The following is a 24,137-nucleotide window of genomic DNA, read 5'->3' on the forward strand; positions in this document are numbered from 1 at the left end:
TGTATTTATTCCCCTTATAAATCAACAATTAGATCGGTTTGTGCCGTGTTGACACAAATTTTTAGAAAATTTCCAGGCTCAGAATTTTGTGCACCATTGACCAAGTTTTTAGTCGAACCTTCGACTTTGTTGCAGGCACATTTATTACAGATTCCCATACGGCAGCCATGTTGAGGCTTCACATTTTGCTGTTCCAAACTTGCAAGAATGGATTGGCCTTTTGGAATGCTTAAAATTTTCTTCGACTTTGTTAAGGTAATATTCACAAAACCAACATCATCATTTGCAAATGGACTCATGCTAAACGCTTCAGTTTTTAAGGTATTGGCATGAGCGAAAAGCTGCTCAACCGTAGCCACAAAACCTGAAGGGCCGCATGCATATACCGTTGCATTTTCAAGCTGATCCAATCCAGACATATGGTTTTGGTTTAAACGCTCACCTTCATCTGACTCTTGGGTATAAAACATGCTGAATGTGAAGTTTGAGTATTGTGCTGCTAGTTGCTCAAAATATGCTTTGAAAGCTGCATCAGTATGTTTTTTCACCCAATACATCAAATGTACAGGCTGCTTTTTAAGCTTAGCGGTCTTCTCTAAACGTTTCAGTAAACTCAGCATGGGGGTAATACCACTGCCCGCAGCAAGTAAAATTAACTGTTGATCATTTACAGTCAATTGCATATCGCCATAAGGCTGACCGAATTCTAAAACATCGCCGATTTGAGCCTGCTCACATAGCCAATGACTTGCCTTGCCTTGGTCTACCATTTTTACATTCAGTAAGACATGTTGCGCATCAATCTGGGTCAAACTATAGGTACGTTCATAACGTACGCCTTGAACCACGACATATACAGGATGGTGTTGCCCCGCTTGCCCCATTTGAAAATGACGATTGGTTTGCAGCGTCAAGCTCACCATATCGTGTGCAACTTGCTCTTTTTTTACCACTTTACCCAAAGCTTGGTGTATCGACCAAAGTGGGTTGATTTTTTGAAGCCAAAAGTTAGCTGTGTGTCGGTCTATAACACTCTCAGCATACTCAGTTAAAGGAGATTTAGTTCTTTCAAGGATCTGCATAGTAAAGGACCACGCCATAGATTTTGAATTATTATACACATGTATATATATTTGTATATATACTCTGATTGTTTCGTTTCGTTTCACAATGCCGACCAGTGGGGCTATAATGAACCGATTGATTTAATTACTTGATAAATATGACACCGACCACCATTCAAACCCATACAACCAACACAGAGCATGAAGCTTCAAAAAAACATGCACCAGTGCTTGCACGTAGTGTTGGTCGAAAAGCAACGATTACAAAAGATGAACTGTTTCAAGCTGCTTTAAATTTGATTGGTCCTGAAAAAAGTATTGCATCCCTCAGTTTGCGCGAAGTCGCACGTGAAGCAGGCATTGCGCCGAATAGTTTTTATCGTCATTTTAAAGATACCGATGAACTTGCTATTGAGTTGATTGAACGTGCAGGTGTTGTGCTACGCCAAATTTTGCATGAAGCACGGATTAAGGCCATTCGCCAAGAAAGTATTATTCGTAGCTCAGTCGAAGTTTTTATTGAACAACTAGATGCGGATGACGGCAACTTAAGCCTGCTATTACGCGAAGCATATACGGGTTCAGCATCTTATAAAAATGCGGTCGAAAGACAGTTGAATTATTTCCAGCAAGAACTCAAAGATGATTTAATTCGTTTAGAACGTTTAAATAATAGCAAACTCTTCCACCCTGAATTGGTGTCCATGGCAATCACACAACTGGTTTTCAATATGGGTGCCAAAGTGATTGATATGCCAAGTGTAGAGCGTAAAAAAATGGCTGAACAAACTATGATCATGATTCGCATGATTTTGGAAGGTTCACGTCATTTGGATGAGGCGATGATTCGCTAATCTGTTATTACACTCAACAGATTCACTGAAATATCTTCTTATTTGTTTCGCTGTTGCTCTTTAATGAGCTGGTGCACAAATTCGGCGGTCTGTTTCGGTTGTTCTAGCGGAAACATATGCCCGCCTTCAAGCACACTATAGTCGATCGCATAGGTCTTTTTCATCCCTTGGGGTAAACCTTGCTTATAGAACTGGCTATCTTTTGCAGTCAGCACATGAATTGGCATATTAGGTGCTTTGCGTGGGGTACGCCACCACCATGCAGGCACTGTCCTGAAGATCTTAGCTTCAGTATGTTTGGGAATGGTTAGCGTCACCCCATTTCGAGTCGAATCACTTTTTAAACCACACGCTATAAAGTCCGCAAAACACTGTTCATCAAAGTCTTTAAAAATACGATTCGGTCTAAGCGCCTGACTGGCCTGTTCAACACTCTCCCAATGATCACGACGTTTGACGGTCACCGCAGCGGGGTTAGTTTTTCAATGGACTTTGATCCTAGCCTTTGTAACGCTTCAAATAAAAAGGCCTTGGAACCAATCACAAACGGTGGGTCCATGATAATCACTTGCGAAAACAACTGTGGTTTTTTATAAGCCGCCATAAGTGTGAGTAAAGAGCCAAAAGAATGCCCTAAACCAATCACTTGTTGCCGTGGAAACTGCTGTTCAATATCTGAAATAACTTGATCCACCAACGCTTCCCAACGGTATTCCACGGGATAGCGCGGATCTAGACCAATCATCGGAATTGCTTTGACATCAAAATCTTTATTTAAAAACTGGAAAAATTTTTGATAGCTGCCCGAGGGAATGCCGTTTGCATGGGTAAAGTGTAAGGCTGGTTTGCTCATGTCATTCAAATCTATTTTTATAGCATCTTTACCATAATCGTTTTTTAATCTAAACGAAATGGCGCAGGATGAATCCTAAGTCATGGACTTTGATCACTTCGGCCACTTTTTAAAAATATTCCGTGATAGATCTGAGATCACTTTGCAGAAACAGTTAGATTTTGATTGCCTAAGAAAGTAGCGCCACAGTTGGTTTTGTCTCCGGCAATCACCACAGCACGCCCCAAGACCGTTGTACTCTGATCTGCTGCAATCGCAGAAACCACCATTCGACACTTTGGACAAAAGTGCTTCATTCCATTTAAATGCACAGCAATACCATTGATCACAAAACTGTTTTCACACTCAGTGACGATGCCACCATGTGTTGTTTTTGAACCCATTGTTACTAGAGCTTTAGACATAATTTATTGTTCGATACATTAGAGTTTTAATGGCGAAAATTCTAGCATAAGCAAGCGCTTAAAATTTCAATGAATTACTTTTCAAATACAACTTAGACATCCCTTTTTTAAAATTCATTAAAAAAGCACCCGAAGGTGCTTTTCATACAGCGATTCGAATTATGGTTTAACCACAACCATCACTTGAATTGCTTCTGGTGTGACCGATAAGCCATCTAGCAAACCAAGACCTTCTTTTTGCAGTTTTTGTAGGCGCGAAATTTCGTCTTCACGAATACTCGGATTAAACTGCTTTAAGTAAATCAGACGGTCAATTTCGTATTGCCACTTACTGCCGTAGACTTCTTTCGCCTGTTGCACAAAGCTCGGTAAAGCCGCACGTGCAAGCTCTAATGCTTGTACATAACGCTGTTCAATCACTTCACGGCGTGCTTTCACGACTTGACGACAGCTATTACCATCCAAATGATGCAAGTACGGTTTTAAGATTTCAGGCGCAATTTTCTGCGACAGGTCTTGACCCTTTTCACTTAACAAAACGCGAACCAGCTGCTGCGGTAAGCTTGAAGGCAAATTCAATGCTTTCGGTGCAACTACATCGACCTTAAACCACACTTCTAACAACACAGAACCTTGTGGTAAAGCCGCTGACTTCAAGACTGCAACGTTGGTACTACCAAAACCTTGAGTGTTGATCATTTCCATCACACTTTCAGTAAATGGATGTTCAAGGGTTAAATACTGAGCATCTTCACGTATCTGAGCTTGATCGCGGTAGAAGGTCGCAGTCATACCTTCTTCGTCCAAGGTTAGGCCTTGAACTTGCATTTGATCGGTTGGTTTAATGATGACTGTACCGTTGCTTTGTTCGTCAAAATCAATGTTTGTCGACGCCATAAAGCGCTTCATAAACATTGGCAAAGTGGTGTTGTCATCATAAGACTCAAGCGCTTGTACAATTTCTTGCGCCACAATTGGACGACAAGAGTTGTATTCAAGCAAACGGTCACGACCTGATTGTAGCTCTGCTTCTAAGGCTTCGCGTTGCACGCTAACTGCTTCGAGTAAGTCATCAAACTGCTGACCTTTATCCTTCAGTAAACAATCTTTCAATTCAACAATAAAGTTTTCTTGTAAAGTTTGCGCCGTTGGCGAGATATTACTGAAAATATTTAATGCTTCGTTATACCAACGGAACATGCGTTCTTGCGCTGTACCAATTAGATACGGCACATGAATTTGAATCCGATTTTCTTGACCAATACGGTCTAAACGCCCAATACGTTGTTCAAGTACATCTGGGTTCGCAGGCAAGTCAAATAAAATCAAATCTGATGCAAACTGGAAGTTACGACCTTCAGAACCAATTTCAGAGCACAGTAAAATTTGTGCACCATAAGATTCTTCAGCAAAGTAGGCCGACGCTTGGTCACGCTCAAGTAAACTCATGCCTTCATGGAACATAGCGGTACGAATACCCGCATGTAAACGGAGTACATTTTCAAGCGCTTCAACTACTGGACCACTACGTGCAATCAACAACACTTTTTTGTGTTTTAAATCTGTACGTAGTTTTTCCATGAGCCACATGACACGCGGGTCAGCTTCCATCCACGCACCGTCAAGCTGTGCTTCTTCTGGCCACATTTGTTCACGTAATTTACCGTCTTTAGACCAGTTTTCTGGTGCAGGCAAAGGTGCAGGCTGACAGTCACGACCTGGGAAACCTTGAATGGCTTCACGGGTATTACGGAACAAAATACGCCCTGTACCATGACGGTCTAAAAGCTCATGAATGGCACGGAAACGTTGTTCGGGTGCATCTTCAATACGATGTCCTAGCAAACCTTCCAATGCAGCTAAATGCCCTTCTTCAAGTGGCATATCTGACATCAGTACTTCAGCAATTTTTGCAGTTTGTTGATACTGGGTTTCTTCATCCAAGAAACGATCTAGCGAACTAAAACGCTGTGGGTCAAGTAAACGTAAACGTGCAAAGTGACTTTCCACACCCAGCTGTTCTGGAGTTGCCGTTAACAGTAAAACACCCGGAGTTTTTTCTGCTAGCTCTTCGATCAAGTCATAGCGGTCATTACCACCGTCTTCTTCATTCCACATCAAGTGATGTGCTTCATCGACCACCAACAGATCGAAACCAGCTTCTAGGGCTTGTTCACGCAAGTCATCATGGTCAATCATCAAATCGATTGACGCAATAATGCATTGTTCAGTTAAGAATGGATTCAGTTCAGGATCATGTTCTTTGATTGAAGCCGTACGGGTTAAATCAAATAATGAGAAGTTCAAATTGAAACGACGACGCATTTCAATCATCCACTGATATTGCAGTGAATCGGGTACCAAAATTAGGATGCGTTCTGAACGGCCCGTTTTAAGCTGTTGATGGATGATCAATCCAGCTTCAATGGTTTTCCCTAAACCAACTTCATCGGCTAAAAGGACACGGGGTGCAAAACGCTGACCCACTTCGTGTGCAATATACAGCTGATGAGGAATCAGACCGACACGTGAACCAACCATGCCACGTAAAGGGCTCGACTTCATATTGGCTTGCATCAGCATTGCTTCAATACGTAAGTCGTACCATTCTTTATAGTCAATTTGACTTGCCAATAAGCGATCAAGCGGTTTAGACAGCTGAATTTGAGCACCAATGCGGGTCTCATTCAGGGATTTACGTTCTTCCGTGCCATCTTCTAAGCGACGAACAACGTTATAACGCACCACACCATGACGGTCTTCATGTGATTCAACCGCCCACTTGGTGCCTTCTTGATCTTGTAATTCATCGTTCACGTTAAAAATGATACGTGATAAAGGTGCATTATTCCGTGCATATACACGTGTTTCATCACTTTTAGGGAATAAGATGCTGACAGATCGCTCATCTACATCAATAAGAACTCCTAGACCTAGTTCCGTTTCTGTATCTGATAACCAACGTTGACCAATAGCAAACTGCTGCAATTTTTCCACCTTTATCTACAAGTTAGGACTGCAAATTTAATGCTCAAACATTGTTTGATATTTGAGCAAAATTATACACCTTTAAGCAATATATTTTGACATAAAGCTCACTAAAAAAGTGAGCAAATTTGATGATTCCACGTACTTAAAATGGTACTGGACAAATAAATTCGATACGTTCATTGGTTTGGGGATGATGAAAACTCAAACGCTCTGCATGTAAACACAAACGCGGCATCAAATCTTGCTGGTCAGGCGCAGCATAAAGTGTATCTCCCACGATAGGATGACCTAAAAACTGCATATGTACACGAAGTTGATGCGAACGCCCTGTAATGGGGGTGAGCGCCACACGAGTCACGGGCTGACCCTGTATTTCAAAATGTTCAATGGCTTTCCACTCAGTTACAGCAGGCTTGTTATGACTAGGCTCTGCAATATGTAACGGTGGACGGGATGGATCATAAATCACAGGCACATCAACAGTGCCCTGACCATCTAAATGACCAGCCACAATCGCTTGATAGGTTTTATCGGTTTGGCGTTCTTGAAACTGACGAGAAATGGATTTTTGTCCCCAACGGCTGAGACCAAAAACTAAGATACCTGAGGTATCGCGATCAAGACGGTGGATCAGTAGTGTTTTAGGTTCTAGTTTGACTAAACGATTGATCATACAATCTTGTAAGTCTTCTGTCTTCCCCGGAACGGTGAGTATACCTGCAGGCTTATGGATGACCATAAAGTCTTCATCTCGATGAATCAGGTGTTCGGTTAGAAAATTACTCAAGGTTCCATTCCAAGCTGATCGCGAAAACAAGCGGGCAATAATAAAAAGCTTAAGCCAGAAATACAATGCAAAAATCGTTTTTTTTAATCATGAACCGATATTGATTGCATTATTTAACGTCAAACGCCGAATCACAGTCTGTATCGATAAGTGAGACATAGAGATATCACTCTATTATGACAAACGATTTCTAAATAACCACGCAGCCAAAGGCAAGGTAATTATGGCTAATATTAACATTGGTACAAAGTCCCATTTCACTTGCGCAAAACTCGCACCTTCCAAATACACCCGTTGTACCAAGTCTATGCCAAAGCGTAGCGGGTTGGCATAAGTCAGCCAATTCAATACTTCAGGCATATTTTGTACAGGAGTTAGTAAGCCTGATAAAAGCGTTAAAGGCATGATCAAAAAGAAAGTATACAGCATGGCTTGTTGCATATTGAGTGCAATCGCTGAAATCGACAGTCCCACCCCCACAACGGCAATATTAAAGGCAAATAATCCAAAATAAAGTAAGGTCAAAGAGCCATTCATCGGGATCTGAAACCAGAACAGAATAATCGCCAAAATAATGGAAGATTGAATAACCCCAATAATAATCGGCGGAATGGCCTTCCCAATCATAATCTGCGTCGGGGTATAAGGTGTCACCAAGAGCTGATCAAAAGTCCCTTGTTCACGCTCGCGTGCTACTGAAAGTGCCGAAAGTAACAGTGTCTGCATCATACTTAAAGTTGCAATCAGAGATGGCATGATGCCCCATCTCGACTCGACATTCGGGTTATACCATGTTCGCGCTTGTACCGTAATCGCTAAGCTAGTTCCCAATCGTTCTTGATTGACCTGCCCCACCACACTACTGATGTAGGAGCCCGCCATACTTGCAGTCGATGAGTTTCTCCCATCTAGAATCACTTGAATCGGCGAAGACTCTTGATTATTTAGCTTATCCTCAAAATCAGCAGGAATGGTGATGACCGCCAAGGCTGTTCGATCATTAATCACCTGTTGGATTTGTTGATTATTTTGCAAATCTGCTGTTCGTTTAAAAATTCCTGAACCATCTAAATGCGCTAAAACTTGTTGTGAGCTTTGGCTTCGGCTTTGATCCAGCACGGCATAATCAACATGATTGACATCATAACTTGCGGCATAACCAAACAAGACCGCTTGGATAAATACAGGCGCGATTAAGGTCACCCGATTGGCAGGATCGACTAAAATGGCTAAAAACTCTTTTCGGATCAGCACCCAAAGATAAAGAAACCAGCGTATTAACGTTGCCATAACACCATTTTTCCTTTCGCTAGCCCAAACGCTTTTTCAGCGTACGCGCGGTCATTACCGTGAATAGCAGAATATAAATCAATAAAATGCCACATTCCTTGAACCACAAAGACCAATCATCACCACCGAGTAATAGGGTTTTAATCAAAGTCATATAGTGCGTTGCAGGTAAAACATTGCTAATAACTTGCACAATTAGCGGTAAGTTCCGTGTATCAAACACAAAACCTGAAAGCATTAAAGCAGGCATGAAGCTGGCAAGTAGTGCCATTTGACTGGCTTGAAACTGACTTTTTGATAGGCCTGAAATCATCAGACCCAGCAGTAACGACACCATTAAATATAAAAAAGAGGCGCTCATGACAGAGAGCAGTGATGCGCGGATGGGGACATCAAACAGAACATGTGCTGCAACTAAACACATCACAATATCGATCATCCCAATCACGATATAGGGCGCCAGTTTTGAAAGTACAATTTCTAGAGGACGTACGGGCGTAACATATAATGCTTCTAAAGTGCCACGCTCGCGCTCACGTGCAATCAGCAAGCCAGTTAAAAATGCTCCAACCAAGGTCAAAATTAGGACAATTAAACCCGGTACTAAAAACCATGTACTATTTGCAGACTCGTTAAACCACATACGTTGTTCAACCGTGATAATGCCACCCACTGAATCTGCATTTGTTCGGTCTGCTTGTATCAAACTGGTGGTATTAAGCGCACTGGTAATATAACCCTGCAAAGCCGAAGCAATACTGGTGGCACGGCCATTGGTAATGACTTGAACAGTACCAGTCCCCTTTGCATATTGCTCCGCAAAGTTGCTGGGTATATTAACGATAGCATCAATTTCAGCATTGCCCATTGCGGCTTCAGCTTGGCTAAAGCTTGTATAATGCTTGACGGTAATGTATTTAGAGCCGTTTAGCCCACTGATCAGTTGCTGACTCTGTGGCGTGGGCTGTTGCTCCACCACCCCAACGCGTCCGTTGGTTAAGTCGAAAGACAGTCCATAACCAAACAACAAAATTAAAATAATCGGTAGAATGAAACCAATCGCCATACTACTTTTATCACGAAGCAGCTGTTTGGATTCTTTACGTGTCAAGGCAAACAGTCGTGTCCAGAAAGCTGAGAAATGATTCATCTGACGCTCCTCAGTGAGCCTGCATGTCCGCACGGGACTGTTCAACGATGGCAATAAAAGCGCTATTCATATCGTTTACACCCTCTAATTGTGCCATCCCACGAATCTGTTGAGGTGTGCCAATCGCCAACAATTTCCCTGCATCTTGAATCGCAATCCGATCACAATATTCAGCTTCTTCCATAAAGTGTGTGGTCACAATAATGGTCATGCCTTGGTTCGCTAGCTCTCCAATGGTGTACCAAAAAGAGCGCCTTGCTAACGGATCAATACCACTGGTCGGTTCATCTAAAAATACAATTTCAGGCTGATGTAACAGTGCTGCTGCCATCGACAAACGCTGTTTAAAACCATTTGGTAGATCACCGCTTTTTGCGTATGGCTTAAGTTCAAATTGGAGCAACGCTTTATCAATTTGCTGCTTTAACTGTTTGCCCGATAAGCCATAAGCGCCACCAAAGAATTTTAAATTATCCAATACGCTCAAATTGCCATACAGGGCAAACTTCTGCGATACATAACCAATTTTTGCCCTTGCCTGCGCACGAGCTGTACGTAAATTCATGCCTGCCACTTCCAACACACCACTGCTGGCGGGCAGTAAGCCACAGAGCATACGAAACGTCGTGGTCTTACCTGCACCATTAGGGCCAAGTAAACCAAAAATTTCGCCTCGATACACATCAAACGAGGTACTGGCCACGGCGGTAAAATCACCAAAGGTGCGTACCAAATCCTTCACCACAATCACAGGTTTTTCAAGCTGCTGTTTTACACTCTGCTCTGTTTTCACTTGTGGTGGATCAGAGTTTTCTATCAAAGTTATTGAAGGGTCTAAAGCTAAATTTTCCTGTGCCAATACCATTTTTTGAGTATGCTTCGCCACATGTAAAAGCAACATAAATGCATCTTCTAATTCTGCTGGCCTCTGTTCCGCAACAAGGCCTTTGGGTAACAGATCTGTAGGAAGTGTTGAGCTTTCAGTTCGCGTAATAAAACGCACTACATCTCCTTTGGGCACTGCATCGGCAATATAATATTGATGATCAAGTAAATGTGCTTGTAACACCCGCGCCTTCATGTCAGGTCTGGGTTTTACTTGCCATGTTTGTCCCTGTGCCTGAGCCGTCAGCTCGTCGGGTGTACCTTGCTTTAAGACTTGCCCATCCAACATGACATAAACCTGATGACAGCGCTCAGCTTCATCCATATACGCCGTACTGAGAATGACACTCAGGCTCTCCTCCCTCACCAATTGTTCAATGATGATCCACAAATCACGGCGTGAGAGTGGATCGACACCGACACTTGGCTCATCCAACAGCAATAGTTCAGGTGAACGGACTAAAGTGCAGACCAAACCTAACTTCTGCTTCATACCCCCAGAGAGTTTTCCTGCGGGACGCTCAGTAAAGTGCGCCAAGTCGGTAATCTTGAGCAAACGTGCAAAACGCTCCTTGCGAACGTCCATTGGCACGCCATGCAAATCCGCATACAAGTCTAAATTTTCTTGAATACTGAGGTCTTCATACAAACCAAACTTTTGCGGCATGTAGCTGATACGATCTTGCACAGATTGTGGATCTTTGGCGACATCCATTCCTAAGACCTCTAAGCTTCCAGTAGTTGGCTCATATAAACCTGCGATCAATCTTAAAAATGTGGTTTTACCAGCACCATCAGGCCCAACCAAAGCCGTTAGTTGTCCTGCCTTGATCTGCATATTTATGCCTTGCAAAGCCTGCACATCATTTAAACCTTTTTGTTCTGTTTTAAAGGTTTTGTTTAAATCCGTGGCAATCACAATGCTCTCTACTGACATCGACATACTCCCCTGCCCTAAGGATTGTTCTTGGCAGTTGGACGCGATGATTTGGCTATGTTCACCGTTACAGGTTGTCCCATCTTCAGTTGGTCATTCGGGTCATCGACATAAATACGGACTTCATACACCAAAGTCGTGCGAATATCTTCGGTCTGTACCGTTTTCGGGGTAAATTCCGCCACAGATGAGATATAACCAATTTTTCCTGTGATGGGCTGATTTGGTTGTGAGTCACGAATGACTTGTGCTGCTGCGCCCATGTTAATATGCCCAAGATCCATTTCACTGGCATAAACACGCACCCATTTAGGATGGATCAGGGCAATGGTATAGACGGACTTGTTTGAAGTCGTCATGTCGCCGACTTCTTGTAAACGTGCACGAATAACGCCATTCACAGGTGCCAGCAGCTTACTTTGAGTAATTTGGTAATCAATCAAATCAAGATTGGCCTTGGTCGATTCATATTGTGCTTTAGCCGCTTCACGATCTTCTGGGCGCGCACCTTTCAAAAGTAGCTCTAGGTTGGCTTTGGTTTCACCTACAGCCGCTTCCGCCATTTTCATATTGCTTTTTGCAGCATCAACCTCTTGCTTACTCACCGCTTGACCCGCAGTACTCCGATTTAAGACATTTAAACGTTGGTATTGTTTATCGGCATTTTCAAATTGGGCTTGGGCAGACTGTACTTTCGCTTTCGCTTGGGTAATCTCTTCAGGTCGATTGCCCGCAGCTTGTTCATTTAAGGTTTGCTGTTGAACTTGTAACTGTGCTTGGGCTTGCTGTGCTTGTATAGTCAGCGAGTCCGTATTCAGTTCTGCAAGAACCTGACCTTTTTGAACGCGATCGCCTTCTTGAACAGATAAGCTTTGAATACGCCCAGCCGTTTCAAATGCCAGCGAGACTTGTCGAATATCAACATTGCCATATAGCACCAGATGATCGGGATCATCTTTTTCTCGACTGAACCACAACAATGCAGCCGCTACAGCAATGAGCAATACCCCAACCAGTAATATGAACTTACTTTTGTTCATGCACACCAAACCTTCGCTTAGTTTTAATACAAGTTTAAATTTAATTTAAACTATAACAATTCAGTTAAGAAAGATATACTTCAAGTCTAAATTTTGATGCAGAGTAAATAATGTCTAGAGCTGGACGTAGCGATGGTGATTTAACCAAATCGAAAATTTTGGATGCTGCTGGCCGCCTAATTGCTCAGGATGGTTTTGCAAAAACCACGAGTAAAGCCATTGCCAAGCTGGCCGAAGTCGATTTAGCTGCCATTAACTATCACTTCGATGGTCGTGATGGCTTATATCGTGCCGTACTTGCCGAAGCACATACGCATTATATTGATGAACAAGAACTCTTAACCTTGCTTAACAGCTCTAAAACGCCTACTGAGAAACTGGAAGCTTTTTTTGAAAGCCTGATCGGTAAGCTGGTTGAAACCGATGTCTGGCATAGCAAAGTGTTTGTTCGCGAACTTTTTTCACCGACTACCCACCTATACTCGTTTATGCAAAATGATGGTGCGCGAAAGTTTCTTTTGGTTAAAAAAATTATTAGCCAAGTTTCAGGCATTGATGAAAATCACCCTGCACTTTTGCCTTGTGTACTCAGCACAGTCGCGCCTTGTATGATGTTGATTTTGGCAGATGCAAATGGTCCAAGCCCACTTAAAAATGTCTCCAAGCTTGAACCTGCACTTTTGGTCAAACATCTCATGACCTTTTCAGTTGCAGGTTTACAGGCCGCTAAACAACTTTATCTTTGATAAACCAACTGTCCTTGCTTATAGGTTGCAAGAACGTTGATGTCTTTGATTTTAGATGGTTCAATTGTGATTGGATTGTCACTCAAAACAACAAAGTCACCGTATTTCCCAGTACTTAATGTGCCTTTGATATCTTCTTCAAAATACTGATATGCAGCCCAGTCCGTCATCGTTTTAAGTGCGATATACGGGCTGACTTTTTGTGCCTCACCCAAAACTTTGCCTGTTCGCGTGGTGCGATTAACCGTTGCATCCAACACCATCATGCTTTTCGGTGGGATAACAGGAGCATCATGATGCTCGGTGAAAATCATGCCTTTTCTTAAGGCCGAACCTGTTGGTGAGATGTGTTCAGCACGCTTTTCACCTAAGGTTTGTGCCACATGCCAGTCGCCCCAGTAATAGGTATGCAAAGAAAAAAATGAGGGAATCAAGTGAAGCTGTTTCGCCCGATCCAGTTGATCCTCTCGCATGGTTTGCGCATGAATAATCACATCTCGTCGCTGTGAGGCATCATATTTCTTTTGCGCATTGGCAATCACATTAAGGTATTGATCAATCGCGGCATCACCATTGGCATGTGCCAAAATTGGCCATTGGTGCTCAAAAGCCAAGTCAATCATGTGCTGGACTGTTTTTTGCTCTGGAAATGCAGGATAGCCACGATAGTTCTTATCTTTCCCTTCAGGCGGAACCACATAAGGTTCGGTTAACCATGCCGTTTTACCTTGGGGTGAACCATCTAAGCTAATTTTCACGCCACCAATTCTAAAGTGATTGACATAGTTTTTGCTTACACCTTTTTCAAGCATATACGCCTGTTCAGAACTGATATCAGGATAAGAAACGACATCGATGGCTAATTTGTTTTGATTGGCCAAACTGCGCCAAAGTTCTGAAGTACCACGATCAGCTCGTCCTTCTTGTACCGTGGTATAACCATTTTTCATATAGGTCTGTACCGCAGTCAACGCCATCTGCTGCATCATTTCAGGTAGGACCGTTTTAAAAGCCTGTAACATGGCTTCAATCACAACACTTTCTTCCAGTACACCATTCGGAATATTGGTCCCCACTACGCGTCGAATCACACCACCACTGGGGTTGCTACTTTTTTCATTAAGGCCTAACAACTCTAGCGCTTTGTGATTCACAGAGGCCAAATGCCCTGACTGATGTAAAATCAGCACCGGTTGAGTCGTTGAAATCTGATCTAAATCTGTGGCTGTCGGATGAGCTTTCTCTTGTAGCTGGGCATCATCATAACCATTGCCAATAATCCAACCAGAAGTGGCTTGGACAAAGGTTGGATTTTGCTTCGCCCACGCCTTCATTTCTTGGATAAGTGTGGCAATACTCACCACCTTGCCATCTGGCGGCGGATATAAATTTGCCACAGTTTGCTGCATACCGACAGAGTTTAAATGACTATGGGCATCGATGATGCCAGGGATGACGGTCTTGTTATTCAAGTTTAAGCGTTTCGCCTGTGGCGCAAGCTTTTCAGCCTCAGACAATGTGCCTGTATAACGGATCTTTCCATCTTGAATTAACATGGCATCGACATAGCTGGGCTGCATGCCTTGCATGGTTAAAATGGGGCCACCATAGACCAATAAGGCATTTTGCGACTGTTGTTGTGTGTTTGAAGTGGTGCTAGACAGACTGGTTGCACAACCACTCATCATTACCACAGTGGAAGAAAGTAGAGCCGTGAGTGCAAAAGAAACCTTATTAAAAAGCATGGGTTAAACACCTCATATTGCTAAATATTATATTTTGCTCCGTACGAGCATTCGTTATAGGTATAAAACTTTAAATACAACACATCATCACTCTACCTTAGCACTTTAAGCCGGCTCTTGTCAGGCAGAATAAGGTGCTCAATATTCAACAGATTATTGCAATAACTTTAAGATGTGTTGCAAACGGACATTGTCTATATTTTCTTTATACACTGCATAAATCGGCGCAATGCAAGGGTTATTGGCCTTGAGCATTTTATAAACAATCTGCTTATTCCAAAAGTCACGGATGGCCTCAGGTACGATGGATAAACCAATCCCCGCAGCAATCAAGTTTAAGCTTGAAGTTAAACGTGGCGCTTCTTGTACAATTTTGGGACTAAATCCAGCTTGGTAACAACTGGCCAAAATATTATCGAATAAATCTTGTCCAGCTAAACGTCGGTATAACACAAAATCATGCGGTTCAAGATCCAGCAAGTGAATCGGTTCGGCTTGTTCAGCCAAAGGATGATTGTTGGGTAAAGCCACAATGAGTGGTTCATCTAATACATGTAGACTGGTTAAACCAAGGCCAATGGGTGCGGGTTTACGTAAGAACACAATGTCATTTTTTTCATTACTAATGGAATCTATCAGCGAGCTACTGCCATCTTCTTCCAGATGGATTGAAACACGTGGAAAAGTTTCCCGAAAGTTACGCAGCAAGGTAGGTAAAAAAGGATGTAAGCCAACCGAGTTGGTAAAGCCAATATTAATCTGACCTTCGACCCCCAAAGAAATATCCTGCACACGTTTAGGAATTAACTGTGCATGCGCCAATATCGCAAGGGCTTCTTTGTATAAAACCTTGCCCGCTTCTGTCACCTCAACACCACGCGGCAAACGCTTTAGCAGTTGAGTATTCAACTCTTCTTCCAAGCTTTTGATAATCCGTGTCAACGGTGGTTGTTGCATATTCAAACGAACAGCAGCATGCGAAATATTACTTTCTTCTACCACTGCAACAAATGCTCTGAGTTTATGGATATCGATCATGTCTGCCCTATCAAACATACTTTTTCAGTATATATAACGTCAAAAATAGCATTTTTCAACATATCTCTACAGGTTCATACTGGGCACATTCCACAAAAGGCGAAAGACATGAACCCTGAAGTGCTCCCTGCTGAACAAATAACCCATCCAACTTCACGGGAATTATTTGCAGGCTTTATGAAGCTGGGACTCATGGGCTTTGGTGGCGTATTGCCACTTGCACATCAAATGGTTGTAGAAGACCAAAAATGGCTCAACACGGAAGAGTTCACGCACTTATTGGGTGTCTGTCAAATCCTCCCTGGAGGAAACATCATTAATATGGCCGTTGCGATTGGTTATGAGTTTCAGGGGGTTAAAGGTGCTATTAGTGCTGTTCTAGGGTTGATTTTTGCACCGACGGTGATTGTAATTTTGTTGTATCAGCTCTATACCCAATTTCAAAGTATCCCCGTGATTCAGCACATGATACAGGGACTAGCAGCAGCGGCAGCAGGTTTACTATTTGCGATGGGGTTGAAAATGTTGAAACCCATTCTGAAAAGTTACCTCACGATCTTTACTATTGCACTGACCATTGTCTTTATGTTGATCATTAAGATTCCCTTGGCATTAACGTTACTGATCTTAGTCAGCATCAATGTCGCAGTCTTAAGCTTGAAAAAAAGAGGAAAAAACGCATGATTTTAATCACCTTAGCTATCGTTTTTACCCAGCTTTCTATATTGGCCTTTGGTGGCGGCAATGCCATTTTGCCTGAAATGCAACATCAAGTGGTCGAAGTGCATCGTTGGCTTACTGCTACAGAGTTCAGCACCATGTTTGCCATGGCGCAAGCGGCTCCGGGCCCCAATATGATGATTGTGCCACTGGTCGGCTGGCATGTGGCTGGACCTGCTGGACTGTTTGTGACTTCACTGGCGAAGTTTGGGCCCTCTTCTGTACTGACTATATTTGCACTCAAGTTTTGGAATCAGTTTAAGGATCATCCGCTACGTAGCATGTTTGAAAAAGCACTGAAACCAATTACTGTCGGCTTGGTTTTGGTCAGTGCCTATATTATTGCCGCAGCATCTGCTCAGAACTGGTTACTTATCGCGATCGTTATCGTGGCAACGGGGTTAAGCTTAGTGAAAAAAATTCATCCACTATGGGTCATGCTCTTTGGAGCAATGTCAGGCGCACTTTTTTTATGGCTCTAGACTAACATATCTATTCTGCTAGTCTAGAGCCTAGATAAATGCCACAGTGAATGAAGCCATTCAGGCACTCGAAAAAGAGCCTTTCATCGTTGTGACTGACCAAGTTACGGGTGAGAAACGTTTAGCTACCCTGCATTTATCCATTTCCGATGCCACGGGTGATAGTGCCATTATTGAGTATATTAACGGTAAACAAGTCATTCATCATGGTCGACAGTATCAAGTGATGACCAACTCGCCAACCTTTGATCAACAGCTCGCTTTAAATAGCTATTGGAAGCAAATTGGTGGCACAACCATGCTTCCAGGCACTAACCGCGCATCTGATCGTTTTGCCCGTGCTTCTTTTTATATCAATGCGATTCCAAAAAATGCAACTCCAGACCATTCGCTCGCCAGTGTATTTAGTGTCATCCGCAATACCTCAGTCCCTTTTGGCCTAAACACTGAAGAAGAGCCGAATATTTCCTCAACCCGTTGGCGTACGGTGGTCAATCATCAACGTGGTTTATATTTCTTTGAATCTGCCGTTTCACCAAATGTGTTTTGGGTCGATTTAAAGGAAATTAACTTTAAAGATGGTCAAACCAAGAAGTTAGAACTTGGCCCAGACCAAGCGATGACATATGCAGGCAAAGCCAATGCATCCTTTAAAGTCACCAAACCTTTTGAGTTTTTAGGAACTAATCCCTAAGTTTTCAGTTATATCATCGGCTTAAAAATATAATCACCATCAATAATAGCCCTGATCAAAGGGCTACTCATCATCTAAAAGAAAGTTTCTTACTTTTTCTTATCCGCGACCAAAATTGACGGAGCATTATTTATTCAGTGTTTTTAAATTTGAGTTTTCACCCACATCAGCATATTCTAAACAGACAGATTCCACTTCCAAACACGCCTTGTAGCGTAGGAGTATTCACCATGTCAAAGAAGTTACCTATCTACTTCTCGGACGACGCATGGTCGTCTTTACAAGATATCATGGGGCCAGAAGGTAAACCCAGTCCCACCATCAATAGCATGCTCGAACAAATTGCGCAGCAAGCTGAACTTGCGGATCAACTTAGGCTGTCTCCTGTTCTACCTCAGTCCAAAGTCTCTATTCCTGTTTCTTTAGAACGCATTCCAGCAGGCCCAGCGTTCAGCACTAAAGATGAGCAAGGCAAAGCCATCGATCTCAATGAATTCTTAATACAAAACCCCATTTCAACGTTCATCGCTCATGTAGACAGTGAGTCAATGTTGGGCGTAGGTCTTGAAGTAAATGACCCGATTATTATTGATCGGAGTATTGAAGCCAAACACTACGACATTGTGGTGGCTTTAATTGATAATAATGACTCCACTATTAAAAGACTGATGATGACAAACAAAATGTCAAAGTCGGACATCAAAGACATTTTTGGAGATGAAAACTACCCTTTGCCTCAACTTTGGCTAAAAGCTGAAAACCCCGAGTATGAACATATTATTCCTACAGAAAATCAAACCTTTGTCATTTGGGGAGTGGTGACGTTTAACTTAAAACGTCTGTACCACCGTTAAGAATAATAAGAAGAAGCAATATGAAAAATGAAACTGAAATATTCGCGCTCGTTGACGTGAATAATTGCTATGTCTCATGTGAACGCGTCTTTAATCCAAAGCTCAATGACCGCCCTGTGATTGTATTAAGTAATAATGATGGTTGTGTAGTTGCTCGAAGCCAAGAAGCCAAGGATCTCGGCATTGGCATGGCTGTCCCTTTTTTTCAAATTCAAGAACTTGTCCAGCAGCATAATATTCAAGTGTTTTCGAGTAACTATGCTTTATATGGGGAAATGTCTCGCCGCTTCATGCAGTTATTGGGGCAATATGTGGCAGCCGATGAACAAGAGATCTATTCCATTGATGAATGTTTTTTAAAGCTAACCGCTTATGAGCATTTATTTAACCTCACTGACTATGCCAAAGACATGAAAGACAAGGCATGGCAGTGGCTTGGTCTTCCCTGCTGTATTGGAATTGGTCGTTCTAAAACAGAAGCCAAAATTGCCAATCATTTAGCCAAGAAAAATAAGGCGTTAAATGGCGTGTGCAATTTGGCACACATGGACCCATGTACTGCTGAATACATGCTTGCAGATGTGGAGGTCGGTGAAGTCTGGGGCGTCGGTCGACAGAACTGCAAAAAGCTAAACTCGATGGGTATTTATACGGTTTTAGATTTGATCGACTCCAAGCCGAGTGAAATTAAAAAGCAATTTAGCATAGTGATGGAAAAGACTGTCCGTGAGCTTCAAGGGATGTCTTGCATCAATATTGAAAGTGATGAGGTTGCGCATAAGCAAATTATTAGTAGTCGCTCATATGGTCAAGCTGTGTATGAAATTGATGACATCAAAGCCTCTGTACGCTTATATGTTGCCAGTGCTGTTAAACGCTTACGTCATGATGGCTCTATTTGTAAAATGATCGGGGTATATATTCAAACAGGTCGTTTTAGCCAAAATGAACATTACTCGCCCTATACCATTGTACACATGCATGAACACACCGATGATCTACTTGAAATTACACAGGCGGCCATGAAAGGCATTGACCAAATTTACAAGTCAGGGTTTAAATACAAAAAGGCGGGCATCGTCCTTTTGGAAATTATAGATAAATCTAAATTTGTGCATGATCTTTTTACCGACTATAGCCATAAAAATGACCGTGAAGAACTCTTCAATACCATGGATGCCATTACTGAACGTTTTGGTAAAAATATGATTTCTTTAGGGGTTTGCCATGAGAAAAAAGAACCTTGGCAAATGAATCAGTGCAATCGCTCTCCTGCCTATTTGAGCAACTGGTCGGAGCTATTTAGAGTGGGTTGAAGTTAAGTCTTCATAAAAGTAGATCACTTTACACTACACGAATACTCATAAGGATTTTTTAATGAACATCACGATTCGAGACGAACAGCCAGAAGATATTGAAAGCATTGAGACCTTGACTCGCACTGCATTTTTAAATGCAGAACATACCAGCCATACTGAACAATTCATTGTGAACAACCTCCGAAAAAGCGGTCAACTTACGATTTCTTTGGTTGCTGTTGAAGATGATTCAATTATCGGTCATGTCGCCATTTCACCTGTATCTATCTCGACAGGTACAACAGGTTGGTATGGCCTAGGCCCAATTTCTGTCTGCCCAACTAAACAAGGTTTGGGCATTGGGTCACAGCTGATGCAGGCATCCATTGAAAAATTAAAACAACTGGGTGCCAAAGGCTGTGTTCTATTAGGCGACCCCAATTATTATCATCGCTTTGGGTTTCGGCCTAATCTAGAGTTGGTTTTACCTAGCGTTCCTAGCGAATACTTTCAAGCCCTTAGTTTCAATGGAGAAATACCGCAGGGCGTTGTCAGTTATCATGACGCATTTAATGCCACTGAATAAATTGAACTTTTAAATATCAATTTACTCTGTTGTGTAAGGTTTGAATGAATATTTTAAACCGTATTTTGAACCGCTTAAGGTGAATAACAGTACGTTTATACAGCGTAAAATTCCATTTATGTAAAGCGAATGTAAAGCAAACTTTTAAACTTAAGATATAACAAATAGTATATATGGACTTATGATTTATATATAAAAAGGTCATTTTTATGAAAAATGCTTTAGGTGCAACACTCGTTACTTTAGCCTTAGTGGGTTGTACTTCTGCACCAACGGGAAAAGTCACTCAAGAAAATACATCAGGCAGTAATGCTGCAGAAACACAAGTGATTCACTTCACTGGCCCAATGGATTTAACCATTGAACTGAAGTCATCTGATAATTTTGAAACAGCGATGATGACGGATAACTCAGATCGAACATTCATGCTGAAAAGTGCACCAGCAGCAAGTGGTATGCTCATGACTGACGGCAAAGGTGTTTCTATTCACATCAAAGGAAGTGAAGGCATTGTCGAGTTTGTCAAAGACAAGCCAATCCAGATTACTGAGTTTAAGAAATAAACGTCATATCTAAGCGTTTATTAGAAAAGGTCATGTGGGACAAGTCCTACATGACCTTTATTTTACTTTCAAATCACGATTTATTTAGCAAAAAACTTAAAATGCATATTTCAGACCAAGCTGCATTTGATAGTCTTCTGCATTAAGTGCATTCCCAGCCACATCTCCAAAAATATTCCATTTAGAGTTTGCTGTTAAATAATTAAAGCCTAGGCCATAAAGTAAAAAGTCTTTGTCAAATGACGGTGCGCGATAGCGAACATCTACTGAATGATCAATGTTTGATGTCAAACTTACATTTGGCAATGAACGATCAAAGGCATATGCGTATTCTGCATAACCACCTAGTTTCAGCTGCTGTGTCACTTGATAATCTGCGCGATTTCCAACATGTGCTTTGCTTTCTTTGGCAGTCGTATCACCAACCGTCACCCCTAGATCACTTGACTCTTTCACTTGATCTAGAGATACCGCATTATGACTGAGTGCAAAGTATGGTGAAATTGAGAATTGCTCCATTGGCAGAGCATAGCCAAACTCAGTATAAATACCATATTTATCTAAATCAGCTTTAGCATGACTTGCATCAGTCTTGATGCCATCGGTCACCGTTCTGTCAAAAGTTGTATCACCAAAGCCATATTGTGCATTTGCAGCAGCATAATAGTTGCGATCTGATAACCACTGACCATATATACCTATTGTTGTCAGCTCAGTTTCACTCTTGCCATTCGATGCACTAAATTTAGAGTCTTCGTTGTAGTCCGAAATGTAGGCACCTAAAATAGCATGGTCTGTCACTTTGAAGTCAGCACCTGCAGATAGGGTCTTAATTTCAGACTCAACAGTATCCCAACCTTTTGCTTCACTGGTATTATCTAGATAGCCTGCTGTTACCCATGCTCCTGTTAGCCCTTGTTTACTCACTTGATATGAGCGCTGTGCAATTTGTGCATTAACCAAGGTGTCATTACGAAGCAATACTGATGGCGTCTCTGAAAATAAAGCACCCGCATTTAAGTTCAACACTGCTTGTGCAGCCGTTGCCGTTGCCACTTTTTGTACATTAGCCACATAGTCTGTTAACTGCGTCGATTGACCTGCAACTGCTTGTGTGTTGGCTTTTGCCATCAGTTTATTCAGCAACTCACCTGAGGCATCAGAAATCCCACTACTCAGCGTTCCTGCTGTTTTTGCATCCGCGAGTGCAACATCTACCGCAACATCTTTGTTGGTCTGGCTCAACCCTTTCACAGTTAAAAATGCACTGGTCGAGCTATAACTATCAAACTGACCTGCAACCTGATTTGCATTCAGTACCTGATGCGTTCCTTCTGTCACCATGCCTTTATTCTGTGCAGAAACTTCGAGTTTTCCAGCAAGTGTGGCATCACCTTTCACGGTTAAATAGTGCTCTAAACCATAAGCAAGAGTTCCTGTACTTTCTTGCGTATAGTTACCGTTTACCGTTTACCGTTAAACGACCATCTTGGGTTGAAACAATTCCTTGATTGACCACAGCTCCTGTCTGACCCGTACCAGATAAAGTCCCATGCGTTCCCACACGCACGGTAGAATCAATATTTCCAGTGACTTGTAACTTGCCTAATTGGACATCTGTTGCTCCCGTATAATTGCTGTCACCAGCCATTACCAAAGTACCAGTTCCTTATTTAACAAGACCTGCATCACCATCAATGTCATTAGAAAAAATCGCAACATTGGATGTCACGTTTGCTTCGAAGTTTTCATTAAACACTGTTAAAAAGGACTGCGGGCCACTTAAAGAATTCCAGATATCCAATGCGCCCCAGCCAAAGCGCTCGTTATAGAGTTGATTGAGACCAGAACCGTCATCCATATAGTCGGCATTAGTCAGCAATACTTGTCGTACTTGATCATTAGTCATCCATGGGTATTTACTCCATACCAATGCTGCAGCAGAGGTAACTTGTGGCGTTGCACCCGATGTTCCGTAGAACCAAATCAAACTACCAGCTTTATCACTTTGAATAGGCCCCACAATATAATCAGCAGCTAAGCACCAACGTGCCGCAAGTCCGCAATTATTCGCACCTTCGCCTTTGGTATTGCGATACAAGTCAGTATGCTCAGCATTTAAGCCTGTAACAGCCAACCAGCCTTTTTCAATTGCACTATTTCGGGTTGGTAACAACACCTCATCGCTTGGCACAGCAAGACCAGCATTACCTGTTGCCATGACCACTAAGGAGCCACCATCGGCTAAACGTGCTGCATATTGAGTAACATCATCATGGAAAATACCTTGCATACCCACAGTACCGAAGGAACCATTAAATAACTTCACTCCATACTCTTGATTGAGATTCAGTGCTGCCAAATATGCTGTGGTTGCATAACCAATACCATTATTGCTCTCGCTTGTAGAAACGCCATAAATTTCAGCAATATCTTTAGCGATTCCTTCAATGCTTTCTGTTAATGGATATTTTGCATTCGCAGGAATTTTACCCGCAATAATTTGCGCGACAATTGTGCCATGGGTTCCAGGATCAATATCTTGAATGTCGATCCCACGATAGGTTAAGTCTTCACGTGTAAGAGTCCCCGCTTGATAGTCCTCAATATAACGGAAAACCTTTTTGACAGAATCTTCTAAATAATCATTGGTACCCACACCAGAATCTAGCACCCCCACACCCACTTTATTTAGGGAAGTATCAGGCTCTTCAACATTAAATTTTTGCGGATCATAGATATATGCTGAATTAGGATTTTGCTCACCGCCAGTACCCGTATCTTGACCACCAGAACCAGGATTATTTTCTCCTTTAGTTGGCTGTTGCGTGATATGAGAACTCGTTTCAGCCAAACCTCCCCCACCACCTCCTCCGCAACCCACGAGAACACTACCAATCGCAAGCGCTAAAACAGAAGGAAAAAATTGGCGTTTTAAACCCACAAAATTGTGACTTTTGGTCATCTAATTTACCCAATAAAAATAAAAATTATTATAAAAAGCAAGTGATTATTTTTTACTGTTGGTACAGTTTTGGGATTTTTGCCCCAGCAATCACAGGCCAGTCATCATACCTTAGTGAAAGATATTTTCGAAAGCCTGAAGCAACTTTATCTGCACCTCACAAAGTTAATAGAACAAAAAACACTCAGACC

General features: G+C 42.2%; 21 protein-coding genes and 2 pseudogenes. 9 read left to right on the forward strand and 14 right to left on the reverse strand.

What is annotated here, in order from left to right; genetic code table 11:
* Positions 1 to 14: 14 nt before the first annotated feature.
* Positions 15 to 1,082, reverse strand: a complete 1,068-nt coding sequence (locus tag AC4MDD_RS10250) for a ferredoxin reductase (RefSeq protein WP_035326479.1) — start codon at positions 1,080 to 1,082, stop codon at positions 15 to 17.
* 140 nt (positions 1,083 to 1,222) lie between these two features.
* Between AC4MDD_RS10250 and fabR the strand changes: the two genes are divergently transcribed.
* Complete coding sequence (gene fabR, locus AC4MDD_RS10255) at positions 1,223 to 1,918, forward strand: HTH-type transcriptional repressor FabR (protein ID WP_004693528.1); 696 nt, start codon at positions 1,223 to 1,225, stop codon at positions 1,916 to 1,918.
* Between the two features lie 38 nt (positions 1,919 to 1,956).
* On the opposite strand, the pseudogene AC4MDD_RS10260 reads toward fabR, so the two are convergent.
* From AC4MDD_RS10260 to AC4MDD_RS10295, 8 genes and pseudogenes are all read right to left on the reverse strand, one after another.
* Positions 1,957 to 2,771 (reverse strand): annotated as a pseudogene (locus AC4MDD_RS10260) (alpha/beta fold hydrolase).
* A 137-nt stretch (positions 2,772 to 2,908) separates the two neighbouring features.
* Positions 2,909 to 3,175, reverse strand: coding sequence for a PAAR domain-containing protein (locus AC4MDD_RS10265; protein WP_005399638.1), 267 nt, complete (start codon positions 3,173 to 3,175; stop codon positions 2,909 to 2,911).
* Between the two features lie 159 nt (positions 3,176 to 3,334).
* Positions 3,335 to 6,172 carry an RNA polymerase-associated protein RapA gene (rapA, locus tag AC4MDD_RS10270; protein ID WP_491881563.1) on the reverse strand — a complete coding sequence of 946 codons (2,838 nt, stop codon included), beginning with the start codon at positions 6,170 to 6,172 and terminating at the stop codon, positions 3,335 to 3,337.
* Positions 6,173 to 6,308: 136 nt separating this feature from the next.
* Positions 6,309 to 6,953: an RluA family pseudouridine synthase gene (locus AC4MDD_RS10275; RefSeq protein WP_125281431.1), complete on the reverse strand. Its 645-nt coding sequence runs from the start codon at positions 6,951 to 6,953 to the stop codon at positions 6,309 to 6,311.
* 174 nt (positions 6,954 to 7,127) lie between these two features.
* Entirely contained in the window at positions 7,128 to 8,243 is a 1,116-nt protein-coding gene (locus AC4MDD_RS10280) for an ABC transporter permease (protein WP_491881564.1), read from the reverse strand.
* A 19-nt stretch (positions 8,244 to 8,262) separates the two neighbouring features.
* Positions 8,263 to 9,393, reverse strand: coding sequence for an ABC transporter permease (locus tag AC4MDD_RS10285; RefSeq protein WP_491881565.1), 1,131 nt, complete (start codon positions 9,391 to 9,393; stop codon positions 8,263 to 8,265).
* 10 nt (positions 9,394 to 9,403) lie between these two features.
* Positions 9,404 to 11,215, reverse strand: a complete 1,812-nt coding sequence (locus AC4MDD_RS10290) for an ATP-binding cassette domain-containing protein (RefSeq protein ID WP_491881566.1) — start codon at positions 11,213 to 11,215, stop codon at positions 9,404 to 9,406.
* A gap of 17 nt (positions 11,216 to 11,232) precedes the next feature.
* Positions 11,233 to 12,255: an HlyD family secretion protein gene (locus AC4MDD_RS10295; RefSeq protein ID WP_491881567.1), complete on the reverse strand. Its 1,023-nt coding sequence runs from the start codon at positions 12,253 to 12,255 to the stop codon at positions 11,233 to 11,235.
* Between the two features lie 110 nt (positions 12,256 to 12,365).
* On the opposite strand from AC4MDD_RS10295, the gene AC4MDD_RS10300 reads away from it, so the two are divergent.
* Positions 12,366 to 13,001, forward strand: a complete 636-nt coding sequence (locus tag AC4MDD_RS10300) for a TetR/AcrR family transcriptional regulator (protein ID WP_491881568.1) — start codon at positions 12,366 to 12,368, stop codon at positions 12,999 to 13,001.
* On the opposite strand, the gene AC4MDD_RS10305 is transcribed toward AC4MDD_RS10300, so the two are convergent.
* Both AC4MDD_RS10305 and AC4MDD_RS10310 read right to left on the reverse strand, forming a co-directional pair.
* Positions 12,992 to 14,746, reverse strand: coding sequence for an amidohydrolase (locus tag AC4MDD_RS10305; protein WP_491881569.1), 1,755 nt, complete (start codon positions 14,744 to 14,746; stop codon positions 12,992 to 12,994). The two genes, AC4MDD_RS10300 and AC4MDD_RS10305, sit on opposite strands and share 10 nt — an antisense overlap.
* A 153-nt stretch (positions 14,747 to 14,899) precedes the next feature.
* A complete protein-coding gene (locus tag AC4MDD_RS10310) occupies positions 14,900 to 15,784 on the reverse strand; it encodes a LysR family transcriptional regulator (RefSeq protein ID WP_490768726.1) in 885 nt (294 codons plus the stop codon).
* A gap of 108 nt (positions 15,785 to 15,892) precedes the next feature.
* Between AC4MDD_RS10310 and AC4MDD_RS10315 the strand changes: the two genes are divergently transcribed.
* The 7 genes and pseudogenes from AC4MDD_RS10315 (at position 15,893) to AC4MDD_RS10345 (ending at position 20,981) form a co-directional block, all read left to right on the forward strand.
* Complete coding sequence (locus AC4MDD_RS10315) at positions 15,893 to 16,468, forward strand: chromate transporter (RefSeq protein ID WP_491881570.1); 576 nt, start codon at positions 15,893 to 15,895, stop codon at positions 16,466 to 16,468.
* Positions 16,465 to 16,986, forward strand: a complete 522-nt coding sequence (locus tag AC4MDD_RS10320; protein ID WP_004693555.1) for a chromate transporter — start codon at positions 16,465 to 16,467, stop codon at positions 16,984 to 16,986. The genes AC4MDD_RS10315 and AC4MDD_RS10320 overlap by 4 nt, the downstream gene beginning before the upstream one ends.
* Before the next feature lie 40 nt (positions 16,987 to 17,026).
* A pseudogene (locus AC4MDD_RS10325) lies at positions 17,027 to 17,680 on the forward strand (linear amide C-N hydrolase); the annotation flags it as partial.
* Between the two features lie 230 nt (positions 17,681 to 17,910).
* Positions 17,911 to 18,534 carry a LexA family protein gene (locus AC4MDD_RS10330; protein ID WP_491881571.1) on the forward strand — a complete coding sequence of 208 codons (624 nt, stop codon included), beginning with the start codon at positions 17,911 to 17,913 and terminating at the stop codon, positions 18,532 to 18,534.
* Between the two features lie 20 nt (positions 18,535 to 18,554).
* Positions 18,555 to 19,850: a Y-family DNA polymerase gene (locus tag AC4MDD_RS10335; RefSeq protein WP_004693560.1), complete on the forward strand. Its 1,296-nt coding sequence runs from the start codon at positions 18,555 to 18,557 to the stop codon at positions 19,848 to 19,850.
* 61 nt (positions 19,851 to 19,911) lie between these two features.
* Positions 19,912 to 20,418 carry a GNAT family N-acetyltransferase gene (locus AC4MDD_RS10340; protein ID WP_491881572.1) on the forward strand — a complete coding sequence of 169 codons (507 nt, stop codon included), beginning with the start codon at positions 19,912 to 19,914 and terminating at the stop codon, positions 20,416 to 20,418.
* Between the two features lie 209 nt (positions 20,419 to 20,627).
* The gene (locus AC4MDD_RS10345) at positions 20,628 to 20,981 is read left to right on the forward strand and encodes a hypothetical protein (RefSeq protein ID WP_004693562.1); all 354 of its coding nucleotides are present in this window, start codon (positions 20,628 to 20,630) and stop codon (positions 20,979 to 20,981) included.
* A gap of 96 nt (positions 20,982 to 21,077) precedes the next feature.
* Here AC4MDD_RS10345 and AC4MDD_RS10350 read toward each other — a convergent pair whose 3' ends face one another.
* Genes AC4MDD_RS10350 through AC4MDD_RS10360 form a run of 3 tightly spaced genes read right to left on the reverse strand, consistent with a single transcriptional unit; the run spans position 21,078 to position 23,946 of the window.
* On the reverse strand, positions 21,078 to 22,382 hold the full coding sequence (locus AC4MDD_RS10350; protein WP_491881573.1) for an autotransporter outer membrane beta-barrel domain-containing protein: 1,305 nt from the start codon (positions 22,380 to 22,382) through the stop codon (positions 21,078 to 21,080).
* Between the two features lie 55 nt (positions 22,383 to 22,437).
* The gene (locus AC4MDD_RS10355) at positions 22,438 to 22,632 is read right to left on the reverse strand and encodes a hypothetical protein (RefSeq protein ID WP_491881574.1); all 195 of its coding nucleotides are present in this window, start codon (positions 22,630 to 22,632) and stop codon (positions 22,438 to 22,440) included.
* 18 nt (positions 22,633 to 22,650) lie between these two features.
* Entirely contained in the window at positions 22,651 to 23,946 is a 1,296-nt protein-coding gene (locus AC4MDD_RS10360) for a S8 family peptidase (RefSeq protein ID WP_491881575.1), read from the reverse strand.
* Positions 23,947 to 24,137: the final 191 nt, after the last annotated feature.

The sequence above is a fragment of the Acinetobacter sp. CAU_H_29a_1 genome (assembly GCF_058599505.1).